Here is an 18,149-nt window from a genome sequence, read left to right as displayed (position 1 = left end):
ACTTTTCACTTTTACAATTTGACTATCCCAAAGATGACATCATCAGCCTACCAAGCCTAATATTCGATATAGACTCCATATAGACAGAAGCAAATTTTAATCTATCTATATTGCTTCAAAAATGCATTTCATGCAGTTTTGAAAAGGTTTTCACTCGAAAAGACCAAATGATAAGACAAATAACACATAGACTCTGCTTGATTTTTTTGTTAGCAATAGGATGTAGGTCTGCACAGTCCAGCAGCAGTACAACTGCTTCGGATCTGCCCTTTCTGATCACGCCCAGATTCATTCAAAGTCAAATGGGAGACAGCACCACTACCCAACAAGAAAACCAGATACGTGAATGGCTAAAAAAAGGGGATACCCTGCAAGCCATACCTGCTCTCAATAAGCTCGCCATGCGCTATAGTAACCGTGTAGACTACAGTCAGGCCTATGACTGCTACTGGCAAGCGCTCCTGCTGGCAGAACAGGTCGGTGACAAACGTGCCCAAGCAGACTCCTACAACGGACTGGGAATCCTCTACAGTCTCTACGAACGAAGAGACGCCGCTCTGGACAGCTACCTCCAATCCCTCACCATCAACAAGCGATTACTCGCTGCGGGTGAAATTGACTCTCTCAAATTGCGAGACAACTATTTCGCTCTAGCGATCCATTTTAGATATCAAAACGAAGTGTCTCTTGCCAATGCCTACCTTGACAGTTGTGAAAGTATCCCTCTAAAAAGTCCTTATGCCAATACCCTAGTCAAAGCCGAACGGGCCTACCTCCTGATCCAATCGCACCACTATCCAGAAGCAGAAGCACTGTTGCTTCCTCTCCAAGCAGAGCTCACAGACTTCCTTCCTTCCTATCTGGTGATCTATCACTCACTACTTGGCGACTTGTACGTTGCGTGGGAGGCTTTCGCCAAAGCACAGACGCACTACCAGCTGGCACTCAACTCCGCCAAAACCCATTTGGCACACCTTAATTTTGTCCCCGACACCTATTTCAAATTGTCCAAGGTCATGACCGTCCTGCAAAAACCCACAGCAGCCAACACCTACATGCAGACAGCGTATGCACTCGACCAATGGCTCTACAGTGCCAAAAGTCCCAACAATCACTTCCTATTGGAAATCAAAGACAAATACCGCGAAGAGCAAGAGCGCCAAGCACAAATCATACAAGAACAACGCCTCCGACAATTGGAACAAGAAGAGTATATCTGGATATTGAAAACCGTCGTGCTCGTAGTGACCCTCGTGCTCGTGGGTTTTGCGGCGATCGTTTGGACCCGAAAAATCAGAAGAAAGCACAAACTGGAGCGCACCGCTCTGCACCTGCGACAACAGCAGGAACAAGAAAAGAACCAGGCCATTTTGGAAGTCAAAAACAAGGAACTCACCAATACTACCCTGCAAATCATCGCCAAAGACGAACTACTTTCGGAGGTCAAAACCCAACTCACCACTCTCCAAAAAGAAGGGCATTCGCCAGAAATACGTAAACTCATCCAAACCATCCAACTCAACAAAGACCAAAGTTGGCTTGCCTTCGAGAAGCAATTTGCAGCTGTCAATAACGACTTCTTTGACAAACTGCGAGCGCAGTTTCCTGAACTCAAACCCTACGACCATAAGATTTGTGCCTTGATCAAACTGGATTTTTCTGGCAAGGAAATGGCACAACTCCTCGGAATCTCAGCAGAAAGTGCCAACACCTCCCGCTATCGCCTGCGCAAGCGACTGGGACTAGAAAAGGGTGATAATCTGAAGGAGTTTATCGACAAAGTTTAGATTTTTCACCCAAGCATGCTTTGAGTTGACCCCTCAATTGACGCATAAAAATGACCCTTGTCGAGTATTTGTCTAGTGGTCAAAAAACAAGAGCAACACTAAACACCATACTTTTACTGTATCAAAACCTGACACCTAAATTTAAAAAAACGAAAGATCACAGTACTCGTAGAAAAATGAGAAAATATTTAATCGCGCTTACCTTAATTACACTATCCACTTCGCTACTATCCGCTCAAGACTGGGCAAGTATCCCTGTTCCTGCCGAAGCTGGTCTAGGCAACAAGTGGGTTTTACAGTCCGACGCTTCGGATGATTTCAATTACACCTTTGAAGAGGCAAACCAGCAAACGAATTTTGGAGATAACAAGTGGTACAACTTCTACCACAACCATTGGGATGGACCAGGCACTACCTACTGGCAATACAACCATGTCTCAGTCGACGGACATGATTTGGTCATTCGATCGTCTCGCAATCCCAGCACCTCCAAAATGGGTGTACCTGGTGTCAATGCAGGTTGCATCACATCCAATCACCGCGTCAAATACCCCGTCTTTGTCGAATCAAATATCAGTGTGGCCAACATCACGCTCGCTTCGGATGTTTGGCTATTGAGCCCAGATGACACGCAAGAGATCGATATCATCGAGTGTTATGGAGGTGCCCAGAGCAACAACGACTTCTTTGCGCAATACATTCACCTGAGTCACCATTCTTTCATACGCAACCCCTTTCAAGACTACCAACCCCGAGACCGCAACAGCTGGTGGGGAACCGATGGAGTCACCAGCTGGGGAGAATACTGCTGGAATGAAGGGAACCGTACCTATGTGCGCGTAGGAGTTAACTGGATAGGACCCAAACATTTCGAGTACTACATCGACGGAGTATTGGTCCGTGTGCTATATGACAAAGCCTTTGCTAGTAACATCAATGGTACTTGGCACTATACCTACCCTAGCATGACGGACGGTCAATTGGATTTTGAAAACGGCTATCAAAAAGTAACTGAATATGCCACGGGAAGCAGCTATTCTTTTGCTACACTGAGTGAAGCAAGTGCGCTCTCCAACACCAGCGTCATCGACCCCTACGACTATCAAAATGGACAGGGGTTCACCAAAGAACTGGACATCATCATCAATGTCGAATCTCAAGATTGGCACGTAGAAGCTGGACGAACACCGAATGATGATGACCTCAGTGATCCAGACAAAAACACGATGAAAGTAGATTGGATCAGAGTCTACAAACCCATAGAAGACCCTGATTTTGTATTGTCCAACAAGGACGAAGGACTGGGCTACCAAGTCTACCCAAACCCTGCCGACAGCAACCTCTACCTATCTGCTGATGGTCAAGTCATCCGTAAGGCGACAATCTATGACCTGAGTGGTAGAGTACAACTACAAATCACTCCAAACTCCCAAAAAACCGACATTCCCTTGTCCGGATTACAACAGGGAACCTACCTCTTGCGAATTTGGACTGCTGACGGTCAGAGCACCACGGAGACCTTTGTCAAAAGGTGACGTTTGGACCAAAGACCAACTGTCCATCTGCTACTGTCCGATCACTGTAAAGTACTCAGCACTTGGGGTCATCCAACTCAAAATCAGAGTATCGCTAGCACTGACTGGTTGATAGTTGAGTACCAAGGAATAACTTCCCTCTGACAATTCCTTGATGTACTCATGATCTGTGACATCTTCTCGAATGACGACTTGGTCGTTGATTTTGAGAGATCCAACACCTGTTTTGTGCAAGCGAAAGAGGTACTTGCCAGGCACCTTGACTTCTACCTGTCCACTGACCTGAACCATCTTCCCCTCCAAGGATGCAAAAGCCCTCGCACCCCAAAAGCAGACTTGATCGCCATGACCAGAGCGAAGCACCTCGGAGTTTCCATTCGTCGATACTTCCATTCGAAATCTCCCTCTCTCCATTAGATCCCAATCGGAGACTTGCTGAGGAGTACACTGCTGAAACCATATCTGTTCCATGCTGTGGATTGCCAAAACCCAATCCACCATGGCATCAATTTGCTCAAGTTTGAGCAGTGGGTGTGGTGACATGTATCCACCATACCACAATCCTCCTCCTCCCTCGGCGATCTTATTGGCGAGACGTTTTTTCAGCACTGCATCTGGACTGAGATAGCGACGCGACACATCCAAATAAGGAGGCCCAGCTACACGATCCACTACACTGTGACAGGCGAAACAGTCATTTCTAAGCATGACTTGCAGCGTTTTAGGCCGACTTTCAATTACTGATCGAGGCTTATTGCCACAATCACTCAAACAAATCAACAGGCACCCGTAAAGCAGATTTTTTGAAATCTTTAAAATACACTTATTCATTTCTTGTTTTCTGGAAACCCTACTGCTCTCGGTGTTTGCGTTTCACTCTCGTATTTCTTACCATTCTCACCGGTCATCTCATCGAAGTAGTAATAGTACGAGCCATATGATCCGTATTTATTTTCCAAAGCCAATCTTTCCTTCTTCCAAGCGTTGAATGTCGCAGTGGCCTGCACCTGGTCACCCATCAAAAAGAAGTAATCGTTAGCAGACACCACCGCTCCGGTCTTGTCCGTAAGCAATAGCTCCACAAAAAATTTCTCATCTACTTTAGCCAAAACATCAGCTGATATATCCACAAATTTCTTGGCACTATTGCCAGTCACCGTACCCAATTCAAATTGCTCTCGCTTTAATACTTTTCCAGCTTCATTTTTAATAACCAAGGTTGCGATGCAATCCTCGAATGACTCGTAAAAATCATTGATCACCCAAATACTTCCTGTAAAAGGTTCGTTTTTTGCCCAGCGGCGCTTTTTAAATTCAAAATTGACCAATAAGGGCTGGTAAGCCTTTTGAACAAAGTAGTAGGATCGTTTAGGTTGTTGATAATTATCAACGATCCCCCATTTCATATCAGGCCAATAGGTAATAAAGTGACACAAAGAAATACCGCTCAAACTCGGCTTGTCCCTTCTGAAATGTTCTATGCCATTCTGAAAAATAACACCCTGAGCATCCTGTGTAGCATTGACAAACTCTTCGAGTGAGCTCTTCATCTCACTGCCAAACACATCCCAATTTTGCATTCTCAATCTTGTCAAATCTCCCCAGTGATGGCCCCAACTCAAACCTGGAGGCCACATTTCGTCTTCAGGAATAAACTTCTTCAAGCTTTCTACTGAGGGTACCGAAGTGATCGCAAACTCAGGAACAATCGGATAACCGTCCGCCTTGGTCTGATACCAATCCTCATGCAACCACTCACCCATATCGTAAAAATAGCGCAGGGCATGCACCGCTTCCTTGGGTTTGAATCCTGCCTCCTGTGCCACATGATCTGTCATTGGAGAATCCGGAACGTAAGGTAGATTCACATAGGCCTGCAAGGAATCACCCAAACGCTCCAAAAATGCTCGACCCGCCTGAGGGTCACGTGTCCTAAACATCATTTCCTCACCTCCCTCCATCATGATTAACGATGGGTGATTTCTACGCTCCTTGACTACATTTACTCCTTCATTAAATATTTCCGCAAGGTTTTTTTCATCCATCGGTATATTGCCTGTACCCAATGGAATCATATCTTGCCAGATCGTCATACCCATCTCATCTGCGTATTGATAGAACTCTGGGATTTCTGGTGGGTGCCATCCAAAAATCCGAATATTGTTCATATTCATATCCTTAGCCAGGCGTATCAACTCGAAATATTCTTCTTTTGAGGTACGTCCCGTCAAAATATCTGGCGGCCCTCCCCAGCAAGCTGAACGAATAAAATGAAATTTGCCATTAATGTAAGTTGATCTAGGAAAGCTAACGTCTACATCTTTTACAAAACCTGGGTTCCATTGAGAGGTAACCTCTCGTATGCCAAACACAGTCTCGTTGAAATCATGATTGATATTCCCTTCTTTGAGTGAAATGCGAGCTACATAAAGATTAGGTTTTCCTAAATCCCAAGGCCACCAAAGTTGAGGATCTTTTAGATGGACAGTTTTTGTCACCTTTTGTGTCCCAGGCTTAATCGTGGTATCAAAGCGTGCCTCCAAGGGCTCCATCTGGAAGTTCTTACCTTCTAATGTCGCTACAAAACTCATTTCCCTAGGTTGATCTGAGGTGTTATAGATAGTTAGCTCAAGACTGACATTCGCAGAACCATCCTCATTCAATTTATTATTGGCATAAACATCCGTAAAACGTACTTTACCTGTTCGTACTATTTTGACAGGACGCCAAATCCCCATAGGAGCCAAATCACGCCAATAATCTCCAAACCAAGGGGTTTTCTTACCTGCAACTAGCGCATTCACCTGTGGTGCTGGGTCAATCTTAACCATGAGCATGTTTTGTCCTTTGAGGTAATCGTGCTTACTGATCCGCAAAAACTCATTGACATTGAATGAAAATTTGGAAAAGACCCCTTCATGTTTGCCCAAATAGTTTCCGTTCAACCAGACCTCACAGCTATAATCAACCCCCTCAAATAACAAATCGACCACCTGATCGGTAATATCTTCAGTCACCTGGAATTGTAAAGCATACCACCACTCATAACCCTGCACCCACTGTGCTCTGACACTATTTCTTCCAAAGTATGGGTCATCAATTACCCCTGCTTTCCACAGGTCAGTGTATACATCCCCAGGCACCTGAGCATTGTTCCATACCAGCGTTTCTATATCTTCTGAGGGCAACTTATGCAGCCCCCTTTTGACTCCTTCACCGGGCAACATCATCTTCATTCTCCACCGAAAACCAGACAAATCTCTGATCTGCTGACTACTCTCCTCATGAGTAATGGTGGTGTTAGGTTGAGCCCATACAGCCATGGGCACCAACAAGAACGTCAAATACATAATCACTTTCATATCAATTGTGTTTTAGGGAAAAACCAACTAGGAACTATTTTACAGCCCCTCAACATTATACTATGTTACAATAGTACTTATGCCTACCGTCTCAGGCTGATTTTCTCTATAGACTTGATATGTACAGTAGCCTAACTCTCTATAGACTGAGGCAATCGATATAGCCTTAATCCTTTGTTTTGGCCTGTCTATAAGCATCCATCCTTTCCATCGCATCCTTTTCATATTTGCGCTTCAGTTGCCATTTAGGTCTATCTAGCGTGCATTCCCAGTCGAACAATTGCTTGTACATGTCGCGTACTTTGTCAGGGTATTGATTGGCCAAATCGTACACTTCGCTTTCATCTTTAGAAAGATCATACAGTTCGGCGGGACGATCTGGATAGCGCAACAGCTTCCAGTCACCCATGCGAATGGCTCCTCTATTTTCCTTCTTCCAATACAGTACCTCGTGGGGGCGCTCTTGATTTTCTCCACTGACATAGGGCTTTAAATCTACCCCATCCAACTGCTTCAATTCATCCACATTGCCTCCTGCTAACTGCACAAACGTCGGCAACAAATCAAGGGTACTCACCGGAAAAGGATAAGTCGTATGGGCAGAAATCACACCCGGCCAGCGCATCAGCATCGGAACACGGATGCCTCCCTCCAAGTGGTTGGCTTTCGTACCACTCAACGGAGCATTATTGGAAGCGTTAGCGTCAGATGGGCCGCCATTGTCATTGGTAAAAACCACGAGGGTATTGTCTTCCAATCCGAGTTTTTTGAGCGCTTTGAGCACGCGACCACAAGCACGATCCATCGACAAAGTCATGGCTGCCAGTTGCTGTCGTTTGCCCGTAAGTTCTGGGAACTCCTTCAAATCCTTGGGGTCGGCTTCCATCGGTGTATGCACCGCATTGAATGACAACATGGCAAAGAATGGCTGATCCTGATTGCGTTTCATAAAAGCGATGGTTTCATCAGCCAGGGCGTCCGTCAAGTACTTTTCAGACTCTTCAAAATTGCCAAAACCACGCTCCAAATAATCCTCTTGGCGATGATTGGGATGCTCATCATCGTATTCGAAGTAGCTCCTCGCACCTCCTCGAAAACCATAAAACTCATCAAAACCACGCTTGGTGGGGTGAAACTGATCGTCATTGCCCAAATGCCATTTGCCAAACAGTCCAGTACGATACCCCTGTTCCTTCAGATAATTGGCAACAGTCACTTGGTCTAAGGGCAGCCCCATCATGTCATCAGGCAAACAAGACGTACTCATATACCCCGGCACGTTATTTTCCTCATAGCCAAATCGCTGCTGGTATCGCCCCGTCAGCAGCCCAGCCCTAGACGGCCCACAGACAGCAGCAGACACGTATGCCTGTTCAAAACGCATACCTTCGGTGGCCAATTGATCCAGATTTGGCGTCTTGATCTCTTCGCTACCCTGAAATCCAAAATCCGCATAGCCTGCATCGTCTGAAAATATCAGCAGCACATTGGGCTGTGCATGTACCGTCGGGTAAGTGAAACATAAAAACCCGAGCAGGCCATAGGCTACCATTATTCGCTTTAGCGATTTCATATATTGTCTTTCAATATCTCATTCAATTCATTTGTCAATTCGGCTACTACTTCAGGGTTTTGTGCCGCGACGTTTACCTGTTCGCTAGGGTCATTGGCTACATGGTAGAGTTGTGGGATGGTATCCATTCCCCCTTCCACGTCCTTATCCTTTAGCCATGCAGGATAGGCTTTGTCAGCAGGCACTGGCGCGATGTATTTCCAATCCTTGCTGCGAATTGCCATGGTGTACGCCTCTTCGAGCATGTACTTTCGCCCTTGCGCCGAGCGCCCAAGCATGGCCTCCAGTTGGTTTCGACTGTCGCTCAGTTCGCTGTCTGTAGCCTGTACACCAGCCAGCGCACTCAAAGAAGCCATGAGATCCACTTGCGTAAAAAGCGCCTCTGACACGGCAGGCTGCACCTGTCCAGGCCAGTAAACGATCGTCGGTACACGCGTGCCCGCTTCGAAAGCAGAATACTTGCCCCCTCTGTATATGCCGCCAGGCAGATGATCACCGAGCAATTCGACGGCCTGATCATCATAGCCATCATTGAGCACTGGGCCATTGTCGCTGGTAAAAATCACCAAGGTATTCTCAGCCAATCCCAAACGCTCGATTTCATTCAATATCTGACCTACTGTCCAGTCCATTTGCGCGATCGCGTCCCCTCTCACACCCATGGTAGAGGCACCTTGAAACTGTTCATTGGGTAAGCGGGGCACGTGGATGTCATGAAATGAATAGAACAAAAAGAAAGGATCATCCTTGCTCTCCTGGATGAAATTAATCGCCTTTTGATTGAGCACCTCTGGAAACTCTTCGTCTACCCAAAGTGCCTCTTCGCCACCGGCCATGTAGCCTATGCGGCTGATGCCGTTGACGATGGTTTCGCCATGCTGACGATCCGCGCCATAGCGCAGCAACTCCGGATGCTCGTATCCTAGCGGTCGGTCGCCGATTGGCGCTCCATAGGACACACTGATCGGATCATTTGGATCCAAATTCACCACTTCATGATTTTCGAGGTACACCGTGGGTACTCGATCACCCGTGGCAGGCAACAAATAGCTGTAATCAAAACCTATCTCCAACGGACCCGGCGATACCGACCCATTCCAGTCGATATTGCCATTGCCCAAGCCCAAGTGCCACTTGCCAACTACTGCACTGCGATAGCCTGCACGCCCAAGCAACTTAGGCAAGGTCATCTGAGCCGTATCGATCAACAATGGCGCATCACCGGGCAACACGGCAGCTTGATTGCGAAAGGCATATCGTCCCGTCAACAGCGAATAACGGGATGGAGTACAAGTAGACGCCCCACTATGAGCATCTGTCATGCGCAAGCCCTGTGCAGCCAGCCGATCCACTACGGGTGTTTGCACCCCCTTGGCTCCATAGCAGCCAACATCTCCATAGCCCAAGTCATCTACATAGAAGATGACGATGTTGGGTTTTTCCACTATCGTTCTTTTTTGTACTTGCTCTTGACAGGAAACCAAGCCCCCAACCACGGCGAGTAGAATAAATGTTTTGATGTATCTGTATTGCATCCTTCTCAATTTAATATCCAATCTTAATTTTCTGTGGTAGATGCTTTCCGATCACCAGAAAGCACAGCCTATCTCGTTGCGTAACAAATCGCTTGCAACTATTTTTCTTATTCAATTTCTCTCAATCGTCTCTGGTACATCTGATGATTGACCATCCGCACCGAATCCACCAACTCTTGGTAGGGCGTATTCGTGATGGTTACAAACCCTACATTGTAGTTTTCTCCGTCCTCACGTCCAGTCACCGCTTGATCCGTGTACTGAAACCAATGTGCCCCTACAATCTGTGGATTGGCTAGCGCACCACGGATGTACTCGGCATACTTGTGTCCTCTATCGGCTTGGTTTTTGGCCACCTTCACGCCAGGATGCGTATGTCCGCGATCAGTCGCTCCGAAGTGATACTCTCCGATCATGATGGGGCGATCTATCCCAGTCGGCAGGCTCAAATTGGCGATGCTGTACTCGTACTTGTTGAAACTCACTATGTCGCAGTACTCCGCAGCAGCAGCCACCGTTAGGTCATTGTTGGCCCAGGCAAAACGACAGCCTAGGTACATCTGATTGGGAGCGATACGATGAAGCTCTTCGCTCACTATTCGAAAATAGGTTTCAGCGATCTTCCCATAAAACGCATTCAAATCGGATTGTGCATTTTCCAATTCCTCATGCTCTTGGCGAATTAGCAAATCCTGCCATGAGGCATAATCCGTCTTCCATGCGCCATTCAATGCTTTGATGTCGATGTATTTTTCTTGAAGATCCTTGACAAATTCAATTTTGGAAGCTTGAGTAGCTGGGCTATGGAGCGCAGCGATAGCCAAAGAACCTTTCAATCCCCATGACATTTCATTGTCCACGAAAAAGCCCATACACCATGGATCACCTGCACCCTGTCGCTGTGAAGCCATGTTGTCACGCACTGCGAGCCTAAACGCAGGATCAAACACATCGTGAAACTTGCCCCAAAACCCCTCAGACCCTTCGATTTTGGGAGTATTGCGAATCCAGACAGTACCGACGTAGGGTGTTCGTTGTTGTGCTTTGAGTTGTGCATCGGACACATTGCCGAGCGTATTCATCCCCCAGTATCGCATACGTCTGTGTGTCAAATCAAGGAACTCTTCTTTCCATGTATCACCGAATGTTCGGTATAGGTTGGCCTCCAAAAAGCTGTAAGCTTGGAAAGGTATTTTGTCCTTGTAAAAACCATGGGAGGCCCAAGTACCGGCTCTGTAAAACTGCCCCAAAGGCTCAAGTTCGGTGGGTAATCCTTCAAAATAGTTCTCTCTCCCATCTATACCTGTCAATGTCATGTTGGCATTGACACAGTTGAGTCCATTGCTCCAAAACAAACGTCCCTCTGGGTCTACCATCCACCATTTCCCTTCATACTTTTCCACTCTAAAAAAGCCTGTAGCTTTGCGTAGTGGCCCTTGAGCATAGCCCCCGTATGGATCAAATATCCATCCTGATTTCGAGGCACTCATTGTCTCGATCTCTTGGGTGTAGTTGTCTTTCAACTCTTGTGTGCTGTGCGTTTTGCCTGGCCAATCTTGATGCTTGTATTGACCAAATGAATCAATGAAAGGTAAAAATGATTCGGAGGAATGCCACTGTAGTGACCCTACAGCCCACACATCGTGCAGCACAAATACGGTCTCACGAGTCGCATACCTAGGCCTGAACTGTATCGATTGAATTTTAGCCAAATCGGTTTTGGTCATGCCTGGAGCTCCACGCATCCCGACAAGAGGAACTGCGGGTTCGTTGATCCATGGCGTCCAAGCTAGATTGACCGTGATCATGTCCGTTTGGCCTGGCACCAAGTCGATATAGTCCGAACAGTACCAGCGTACAAGACCATCGGGATCATTGCCTACAAACATCTCTGCCTGCATGAGCTCACTGCCGATGTTGGAAACCACGGCCTGGACTTGCCATGTATCCCCCAACTCCCATGGTTGGTTTGCCGCACTGCGTAGTGTCAAAAATTGCCCTTTTACTTCTTCGTTGGTACGGATGCGCAAACCCACTCCACCGTCTGTATTGATCAACTGATAGTCTAGTCCCGACACTTGCAGACGTGAGGTATCTAGGCTGCCCTGTGCGTCAAACAACAAACTGGTACGGTCACTATTTGTCATACGTTGATCAGCGCACGATGACCACAGCATGGCTGCTACCAAAAATAGTTTGGGTATTGAAATGGTTTTATGAAAATACACTTGAGTGCTTTTATACGGATTGGAAAATGTTGCTACCTCGAGTGAGGCAGCAACAATTACTAAATCAAACTACTTATTTCTCGTCACTCCCTTTCGTAGAGCCAGCCTCTCCTTTGCCTACATGGGTCGTTTTTCTTTTGCCTCTGAACCCTTTGATGCACTGGTAGTCATAGGACACATACTCGTGTGTGAGACCAAAACCGAAAATTGCAAATGGCTCTTCGGTATCTTTGGTTCTATCCAGTCCTATTGCATGTGGTGGAGCAGGGATGGAAGCGATGATGTCAAAATTGATCCCATCAGGAGACCACTGTACGGTGTTCTTTTCTGGGCCGTCAGTGGTGATCAGCGAAGCAATCCCTCCCTTGTGCGGCCATACGCAGATTTCGTGTCCACTGTTGGAGATCGGATTGTACGGCGACTTGACATAGGGTCCTTTTGGGTTGTCCGCGATGGCGACACCATGTCTGATTTGGCGTCCGCCAAAAGTAATTTGTTCTCCCATTTGCTCTCCTTTGTAGTAGAGATAGAACTTGCCCTTGTATGGCAAGATGCATGGATCATGAACTTTGTGACTATCAAAATCCCCTTTTTTCTCCACTTTGAATCGGTTGTCTTCGGTACCTGCCCAGACGCCATTGTCAGCAGGGCTGAGGATTGGTTCTTTGCTTTTCGTCCAGGGACCATGAGGAGAATCAGACCATGCCAGACCGACTTGATTTTTTACCCGTACGTTGTAGGGGGATTTGACGGTCTGGTAGCTGAGGTAGTACATCCCCTCCCACTCCATGATCTCGACGGTGAATACTGAACGATCGTCATAGGCTCCTTTTTCGCCACGAGCGACGGCCATTCCTTCTTCTTTCCAGGTGATGCCGTCTTCGGACGTTGCATACCAGATATCACATCTATCCCATGGGAACACCTTTTCGGTTTCGATATCTCCGGCAAAACCGTCTGTCGGACCGACACTCTTGCTATACCATACGAAATATTTGCCATCGACCTTGATCAAGGCACTTGGGTCTCTACGAACCACTCCTTCTTCATAGGCTAAGTCTCCTTGGAGATAGAACTGCTCAAACTCACCAAACCACTCATTGGTCAACTCATCGGGCCACCTCAGTGCACGCTTGGATGCTGCACTCAGGTGTGTCGTGTCTGTGATCCCCAAGAAGTCTACCTTTTCTGGAGTGATGACAATCTTGTCACAATCTTTTTCGGCCACCGGTGGCTGACAGGCATTCAACCCTGCTGCTACCATCAGCGCTACTGCTATCTTTTGTAATCCCATTTTTTTGCTCATTTTGTTCTAATTTATCTTCCCTAATTACATCTCTTATGCCTACAGACCATTGCCAATCGCTACGATCACAATACCCAAGATCATGCAGGTCAATCCCAAATACAGGGCATTTTTTGATTTGGAAGAGGCATTGATCCACTCTTTGGTGATCAAGCCACTGACGATCGCCACGGCTACCGATACGGTATTAAATATAGCGTATCCTACTGTCCCCCCTGTACTACCGAGTTTGAAAGCTGCATACGCAAATCCGGCAGATGCCGCGAAGTTGAGTATCCCCATCACGGTCGCCAACCCTGCGTTTCTACCAAAACTCGGTGAGTTGAATTTTGACCACAGCTTCTTGGCAGTCAACTGCTGGATGAAATAAACTGCGATGGCTACTCCTCCAGCCATGTAGATCACATACATCACCGCTACAGCACTCATCCATTCGGGATTGCCCTGCGTGATGACCGCCTCATGAATGACAGCTCCTCCGACGGTATTGGCATAGCTGAATCCTGTAGCGAGCAATCCGCCCACCACAGCAATCAAAATACCTGTAGCCATCGAGCCCTTTTTCTCCTGGGTTCCTTGTTCATCGGCTTGGCGCATAATACCCGCTTTGCCATTGGCCACTACCCCTACGAGTACCACGAATATCCCTCCCATGATCGTCGCAAAGACTGGCCTCTCTGGCAGTCCATTGATCACGAATGGTATCAATGACCCCACCAATATGATCGTCCCTATGAAAAGAGAGAAACCGAGTGACAAACCGATATGGTTGATGGCCTTGCCCCACATCATCACACCAATACCCCATAGCAAACTCGCTACGACCATGCCGATCAGTATGCCCGAAGGGATGGCTGCCAGCACTTCACTGAACCCATCGATCAGTAGAAATGCCGCTACATTGGGTACCACGAAAGTGTTGATGGCAAAAAACAAACTCCAAGTGTTTTCAAATTCGAAATCCTTGGTAAATTTCTCTGGCAAGGCATACAGCCCTAGCATCAGTCCGGCCAATACGGCCCATAGTATTCCTTCTATCATGTTCTTTAGATTTTAGAGTCAAAAATCAAGAGTCAAGATTCTCTCTTGCTTCTATGGCTCATGGTTCTCATTTATTAAAAATCAAATCTGTACACCGTCTGGCTCTTGTATGGTGCTCCTGCTGTCGCAAATACTTCTGGAGCTCCTGCTATATTCGGGCCGTTGGGATAGCGGTGGGTCTCGCAGCAAAAGCCACGGTATCTACCGTACTGCTCTCCCGATTCACGATGCAGCGCATCGGAGGTGAAATAACCAGAATAAAATAACATGCCTGGCTCGGTCGTCAATATCTCCAACTTGCGGTCAGTGGCTGGTTCGTCAAAAATCGCCACCTTACGTAGCTCCGTATTTTCATCAAACACATAATAATGCTCGAATCCAGTCTCCATCTGAGCAAGTGCCTCGCTGAACCTTTTTCCTTCACGCAAATCCGACGGATCCCCTACCACAGACGCCAGTTCCCCGTTGGGTACATTGGTTGTGTCTGGTTTCAGGTAGCAATCTGCCAAAATGGTTGCTTGGGTATCTTCAATCGTTTTTTGAAATCCCGACAGGTTGAAATACGAATGATTGGTGAGTGAAAGTGGTGTCTTTTGGTCCGTCGCAGCATGGTAACTAATGGACAGCTCGTTGGCCTCATTGAGCACGAACTGCACGGTGACTTGCACATTGCCAGGAAATCCCTCTTCCATGTGAGGGCTAAAGAGGCTCATCGCTACACCTCCATCGATGACTTCCCCTTTCCATATTCGTTTGTTGAAAGCCTTGACACCTCCATGCAAATGATTGGAGCCATCATTGGTCGCGACGCTATACTCTATTCCATCCACAGAGAATCTACCATCCTTGATACGCGAAGCAAATCGACCCACCGTACACCCAAAATAAGGGGCATTCGCCAAATAGGCTTCAGACTGGTATCCTTCCATCGAATTGAATCCACACACCACATCGACATGACCATCCGCTGTAGGCAGCTCGATCGAACTGATCGTTGCACCGTAGGTAATGATCTTTACCTTCATCCCTTGGTCGTTGGACAAGACATATTGCTCGATGTCCTCACCTTCATATTTCCCAAATGCTCTTTTCTCTACTTTCATATCATGCTTTGTTTCAATGTCTACACATGCCCCGAATAAGCCACGGGCGCACTCTTCACTTCGTATGGTTCCAACTTGTTCCACTCAAAAGTGACTCCTATCCCTGGCTCATCTGGAGCTACAGCTCTGTGGTTTTCTACTACCAATGGACGAGTGGTGTACTCATCTATTGGGAAGCTGTGTACCTCCAGCCACCCACTGTTGGGCTGTGCAGACACCAAGCTCACGTGTAGTTCCTGCATCCCATGCGAACAAACAGGTGTGTTGTATTTTCTGGACAGTTCGGCCGCTTTGAGCCATCCTGTGATGCCTCCACAGTTGGATGCATCTGGCTGAATGAAACCTAGTTTGGCTTGCTCAAATGCATATTCGAACTCATGGATGGTATGTAGGTTTTCTCCCATCGCCAAAGGCACATTGGTTGCCTCTGCAATTTTGGCAAAGCCCAAATAGTCATCCGGAATCGTCGGTTCTTCGAACCACGTGATATCACACTCCTCCATCCTCTTGGAGCACTCGATGGCCTTGTCTACGCTCATCGAGTAGTTGGCATCCACCATGAAGGTCACGTCTGGACCGATGTATTCGCGTACTGCCTTGATGCGCGCGATATCTTCGTCGAGATTTTCTCTTCCTATCTTGATTTTGACGGCATTGAAACCTGCTGCGAGGTAGCCCTTCATGTTGTTCAATAGCTTTTCGAGGGGAAACATCAAGTCGATCCCGCCACAATATGCCTTGCACGTATGCCCCGCACCGCCAGCCATTTTCCAGAGGGGCTGGCCTGTCTTTTTGCCCTTGATATCCCATAGTGCTATGTCCACCGTAGAGATCGCAAACGAAGCAATCCCACCTCTGCCCACGTAGTGAATGTGCCACTCCATGAAATCATAAATCTCGTCGATGGCAGTACCATCCTTGCCTAGCAGAGCAGGTGCTATGTCATGCTCTAGCATCGCCTTGATGCTGTGCCCTCCTTTGCCACCTGTATAGGTATAGCCCGTACCTTCACTACCATCCTCTAGTGTGATCGTAGTAGTCACCAACTCGAAGTGTGTATGATCACCATGCTTGGCATCCGACAGCACCTCCGATAGTGGGACATTAAAAAGCCGTACTTTGATATTTTTTATTTTGCTCATTTTGAAAAATCTATAGGCAATAATCAGGAGCCCATATATCATGGACTCCCGACTATTTTAATATTTCACGTAAAACGTTTTCTTCTCCATGTACTGTTCGAAACCATATTTACCGTCTTCTCCTCCGCTACCGCTGAGTTTGTAGCCGTTGTGGAATCCTTGGTGCTGTTCGCCATGTCCTCTGTTGACATAGATCTCCCCGAACTCCAACTCGTCGTTGAGTCTGAGGATTTTCTTCATGTCAGTCGTGAACACCATAGCAGCCAATCCGTACGCACAGTCGTTGGCCCAAGCGATCACTTGATCAAAATCCTTGAACTTGATAACGGGCAAAATCGGTCCAAAAGCCTCCTCGTGTACGATCGTCATGTCTTGGGTCACATCCGTGATCACGGTCGGTTCGAACCAGTACCCTTTGTCAAATCCCTTGCCGGTAGGTTTCTTGCCTCCAAATGCGATCTTCGCGCCTTCTTCGATACTTTTCGCTACCAGATGCTCCATGTTTTTGAGCTCGTTGGCGTTGACTTTTGGCCCCATATCTATGCCCTCTTCCATCGGATTGCCCACTTTGATTGCGCGCGTCTTGGCGAGAAACTTCTCCATAAATACGTCGTAGATATCCTCGTGCACATACATGCGTTCATTGCAGGTGCATACCTGTCCGCAGTTGTCCCATCGTGAGTGAAAAGTCGCCTCTACCGCCTGATCTATGTCCGCATCCGCGAAAACTATTGATGGTGCTTTGCCTCCCAACTCCAACTGTACATGTGTCAAATTCTGCGCAGCAGTCTTGAAGATCGACTGACCTGCGGGCGTACTACCCGTCATGGTCACCATCTTGGTGATTGGATTGGCTACCAATGCTTCGCCCAATACACGACCTGAACCAGTGACGATATTCAATAGTCCCTTTGGCAAGCCAACTTTGTTGGCAATATCTCCTAGCTCCAGAGTCGCCAAAGGAGTCTCCTGCGTAGGCTTCACCACGATGGCATTGCCCGCCACCAATGCTGGTCCGATCTTGCGACCAGCCAGTGCCAGTGGGAAGTTCCATGCCGTGATCGCTACGACCACTCCTCTCGGGATTTTGTGAATCCAAATGTGCTCATCAGGGTTGTCCGACTGGACGATATCTCCTTCTATGGCTCTGGCACCATCACAGGCATACTCGATGAAACTGGCCGTCACATCTACTTCGAACTTGGCCAACGACAGCAATTTGCCTTGCTCTCTGGTGAGCAACTCACCGAGTCTATCTCGGTTGGCACGAATCTCAGCTGCAAACTTCCTCAATAAGTCTGCTCTCTTTTTGGCTGGCCATTTTTTCCATTCCTTCTGCGCTGCTTCTGCCGCTTGGAGGGCGAGAACAGCATCTGCTTCTACTCCCATCGCCGTAGTAGCTACACTGCTCTCGTCGATCGGGCTATATACGGTATCTCTGTCTCCAGTCGTGGATTCTACCCACTCTCCGTTGATAAACAATTTGTAATCCTTCATTTTTTCAAGTATTTAGTACTAAGTAGAGAGCACAAAGACT

Annotated in this window: 12 protein-coding genes; 2 read left to right on the top strand and 10 right to left on the bottom strand. The window is 47.3% G+C overall.

Annotation, left to right across the window (positions count from 1 at the left end; translation table 11 throughout):
* Positions 1 to 206: 206 nt before the first annotated feature.
* Together N6H18_RS11635 and N6H18_RS11630 are read left to right on the top strand one after the other, a co-directional pair.
* Entirely contained in the window at positions 207 to 1,787 is a 1,581-nt protein-coding gene (locus N6H18_RS11635; protein ID WP_262308446.1) for a tetratricopeptide repeat protein, read from the top strand.
* 176 nt (positions 1,788 to 1,963) lie between these two features.
* A complete protein-coding gene (locus N6H18_RS11630) occupies positions 1,964 to 3,322 on the top strand; it encodes a T9SS type A sorting domain-containing protein (protein WP_262308445.1) in 1,359 nt (452 codons plus the stop codon).
* A 30-nt stretch (positions 3,323 to 3,352) separates the two neighbouring features.
* Here the strand turns inward: N6H18_RS11630 and N6H18_RS11625 are convergent, their stop codons facing one another.
* The 10 genes from N6H18_RS11625 to aldA form a co-directional block, all read right to left on the bottom strand.
* Positions 3,353 to 4,030 (bottom strand): c-type cytochrome, encoded by a 678-nt coding sequence (locus N6H18_RS11625; protein WP_262308444.1) that lies wholly within the window; start codon positions 4,028 to 4,030, stop codon positions 3,353 to 3,355.
* A 119-nt stretch (positions 4,031 to 4,149) separates the two neighbouring features.
* On the bottom strand, positions 4,150 to 6,684 hold the full coding sequence (locus tag N6H18_RS11620) for a glycoside hydrolase family 2 protein (RefSeq protein WP_262308443.1): 2,535 nt from the start codon (positions 6,682 to 6,684) through the stop codon (positions 4,150 to 4,152).
* A 166-nt stretch (positions 6,685 to 6,850) separates the two neighbouring features.
* Positions 6,851 to 8,257: a sulfatase gene (locus N6H18_RS11615; protein WP_262308442.1), complete on the bottom strand. Its 1,407-nt coding sequence runs from the start codon at positions 8,255 to 8,257 to the stop codon at positions 6,851 to 6,853.
* Positions 8,254 to 9,792: a sulfatase family protein gene (locus N6H18_RS11610; protein ID WP_262308441.1), complete on the bottom strand. Its 1,539-nt coding sequence runs from the start codon at positions 9,790 to 9,792 to the stop codon at positions 8,254 to 8,256. Before N6H18_RS11610 ends, N6H18_RS11615 begins: the two co-directional genes overlap by 4 nt.
* A 107-nt stretch (positions 9,793 to 9,899) precedes the next feature.
* On the bottom strand, positions 9,900 to 12,020 hold the full coding sequence (locus tag N6H18_RS11605; RefSeq protein WP_262308440.1) for a beta-galactosidase: 2,121 nt from the start codon (positions 12,018 to 12,020) through the stop codon (positions 9,900 to 9,902).
* A gap of 73 nt (positions 12,021 to 12,093) precedes the next feature.
* The gene (locus N6H18_RS11600; RefSeq protein ID WP_252737015.1) at positions 12,094 to 13,326 is read right to left on the bottom strand and encodes a glycoside hydrolase family 117 protein; all 1,233 of its coding nucleotides are present in this window, start codon (positions 13,324 to 13,326) and stop codon (positions 12,094 to 12,096) included.
* A 39-nt stretch (positions 13,327 to 13,365) separates the two neighbouring features.
* Positions 13,366 to 14,367, bottom strand: coding sequence for an L-rhamnose/proton symporter RhaT (locus tag N6H18_RS11595; protein WP_262308439.1), 1,002 nt, complete (start codon positions 14,365 to 14,367; stop codon positions 13,366 to 13,368).
* Positions 14,368 to 14,441: 74 nt separating this feature from the next.
* Positions 14,442 to 15,470, bottom strand: coding sequence for an aldose epimerase family protein (locus N6H18_RS11590; RefSeq protein ID WP_262308438.1), 1,029 nt, complete (start codon positions 15,468 to 15,470; stop codon positions 14,442 to 14,444).
* A gap of 20 nt (positions 15,471 to 15,490) precedes the next feature.
* The gene (locus N6H18_RS11585; RefSeq protein ID WP_262308437.1) at positions 15,491 to 16,612 is read right to left on the bottom strand and encodes a mandelate racemase/muconate lactonizing enzyme family protein; all 1,122 of its coding nucleotides are present in this window, start codon (positions 16,610 to 16,612) and stop codon (positions 15,491 to 15,493) included.
* Positions 16,613 to 16,669: 57 nt separating this feature from the next.
* Positions 16,670 to 18,109: an aldehyde dehydrogenase gene (gene aldA, locus N6H18_RS11580; RefSeq protein ID WP_262308436.1), complete on the bottom strand. Its 1,440-nt coding sequence runs from the start codon at positions 18,107 to 18,109 to the stop codon at positions 16,670 to 16,672.
* Between the last annotated feature and the right edge of the window lie 40 nt (positions 18,110 to 18,149).

This window comes from Reichenbachiella agarivorans (genome assembly GCF_025502585.1).
GTDB lineage: Bacteria > Bacteroidota > Bacteroidia > Cytophagales > Cyclobacteriaceae > Reichenbachiella > Reichenbachiella agarivorans.
The sequence above is the reverse complement of the archived record's forward strand: the minus strand, read 5'-3'. Positions and strand labels throughout refer to the sequence as shown.

Excerpts from the sequence above, each read along its gene's own strand:
- N6H18_RS11595 (WP_262308439.1), bottom strand. The coding sequence starts at position 14,367 with ATGATAGAAGGAATACTATGGGCCGTATTGGCCGGACTGATGCTAGGG.
- N6H18_RS11600 (WP_252737015.1), bottom strand. The coding sequence starts at position 13,326 with ATGAGCAAAAAAATGGGATTACAAAAGATAGCAGTAGCGCTGATGGTA.
- N6H18_RS11610 (WP_262308441.1), bottom strand. The coding sequence starts at position 9,792 with ATGCAATACAGATACATCAAAACATTTATTCTACTCGCCGTGGTTGGG.
- N6H18_RS11620 (WP_262308443.1), bottom strand. The coding sequence starts at position 6,684 with ATGAAAGTGATTATGTATTTGACGTTCTTGTTGGTGCCCATGGCTGTA.
- N6H18_RS11585 (WP_262308437.1), bottom strand. The coding sequence starts at position 16,612 with ATGAGCAAAATAAAAAATATCAAAGTACGGCTTTTTAATGTCCCACTA.
- N6H18_RS11590 (WP_262308438.1), bottom strand. The coding sequence starts at position 15,470 with ATGAAAGTAGAGAAAAGAGCATTTGGGAAATATGAAGGTGAGGACATC.
- N6H18_RS11630 (WP_262308445.1), top strand. The coding sequence starts at position 1,964 with ATGAGAAAATATTTAATCGCGCTTACCTTAATTACACTATCCACTTCG.
- aldA (WP_262308436.1), bottom strand. The coding sequence starts at position 18,109 with ATGAAGGATTACAAATTGTTTATCAACGGAGAGTGGGTAGAATCCACG.
- N6H18_RS11615 (WP_262308442.1), bottom strand. The coding sequence starts at position 8,257 with ATGAAATCGCTAAAGCGAATAATGGTAGCCTATGGCCTGCTCGGGTTT.
- N6H18_RS11625 (WP_262308444.1), bottom strand. The coding sequence starts at position 4,030 with ATGCTTAGAAATGACTGTTTCGCCTGTCACAGTGTAGTGGATCGTGTA.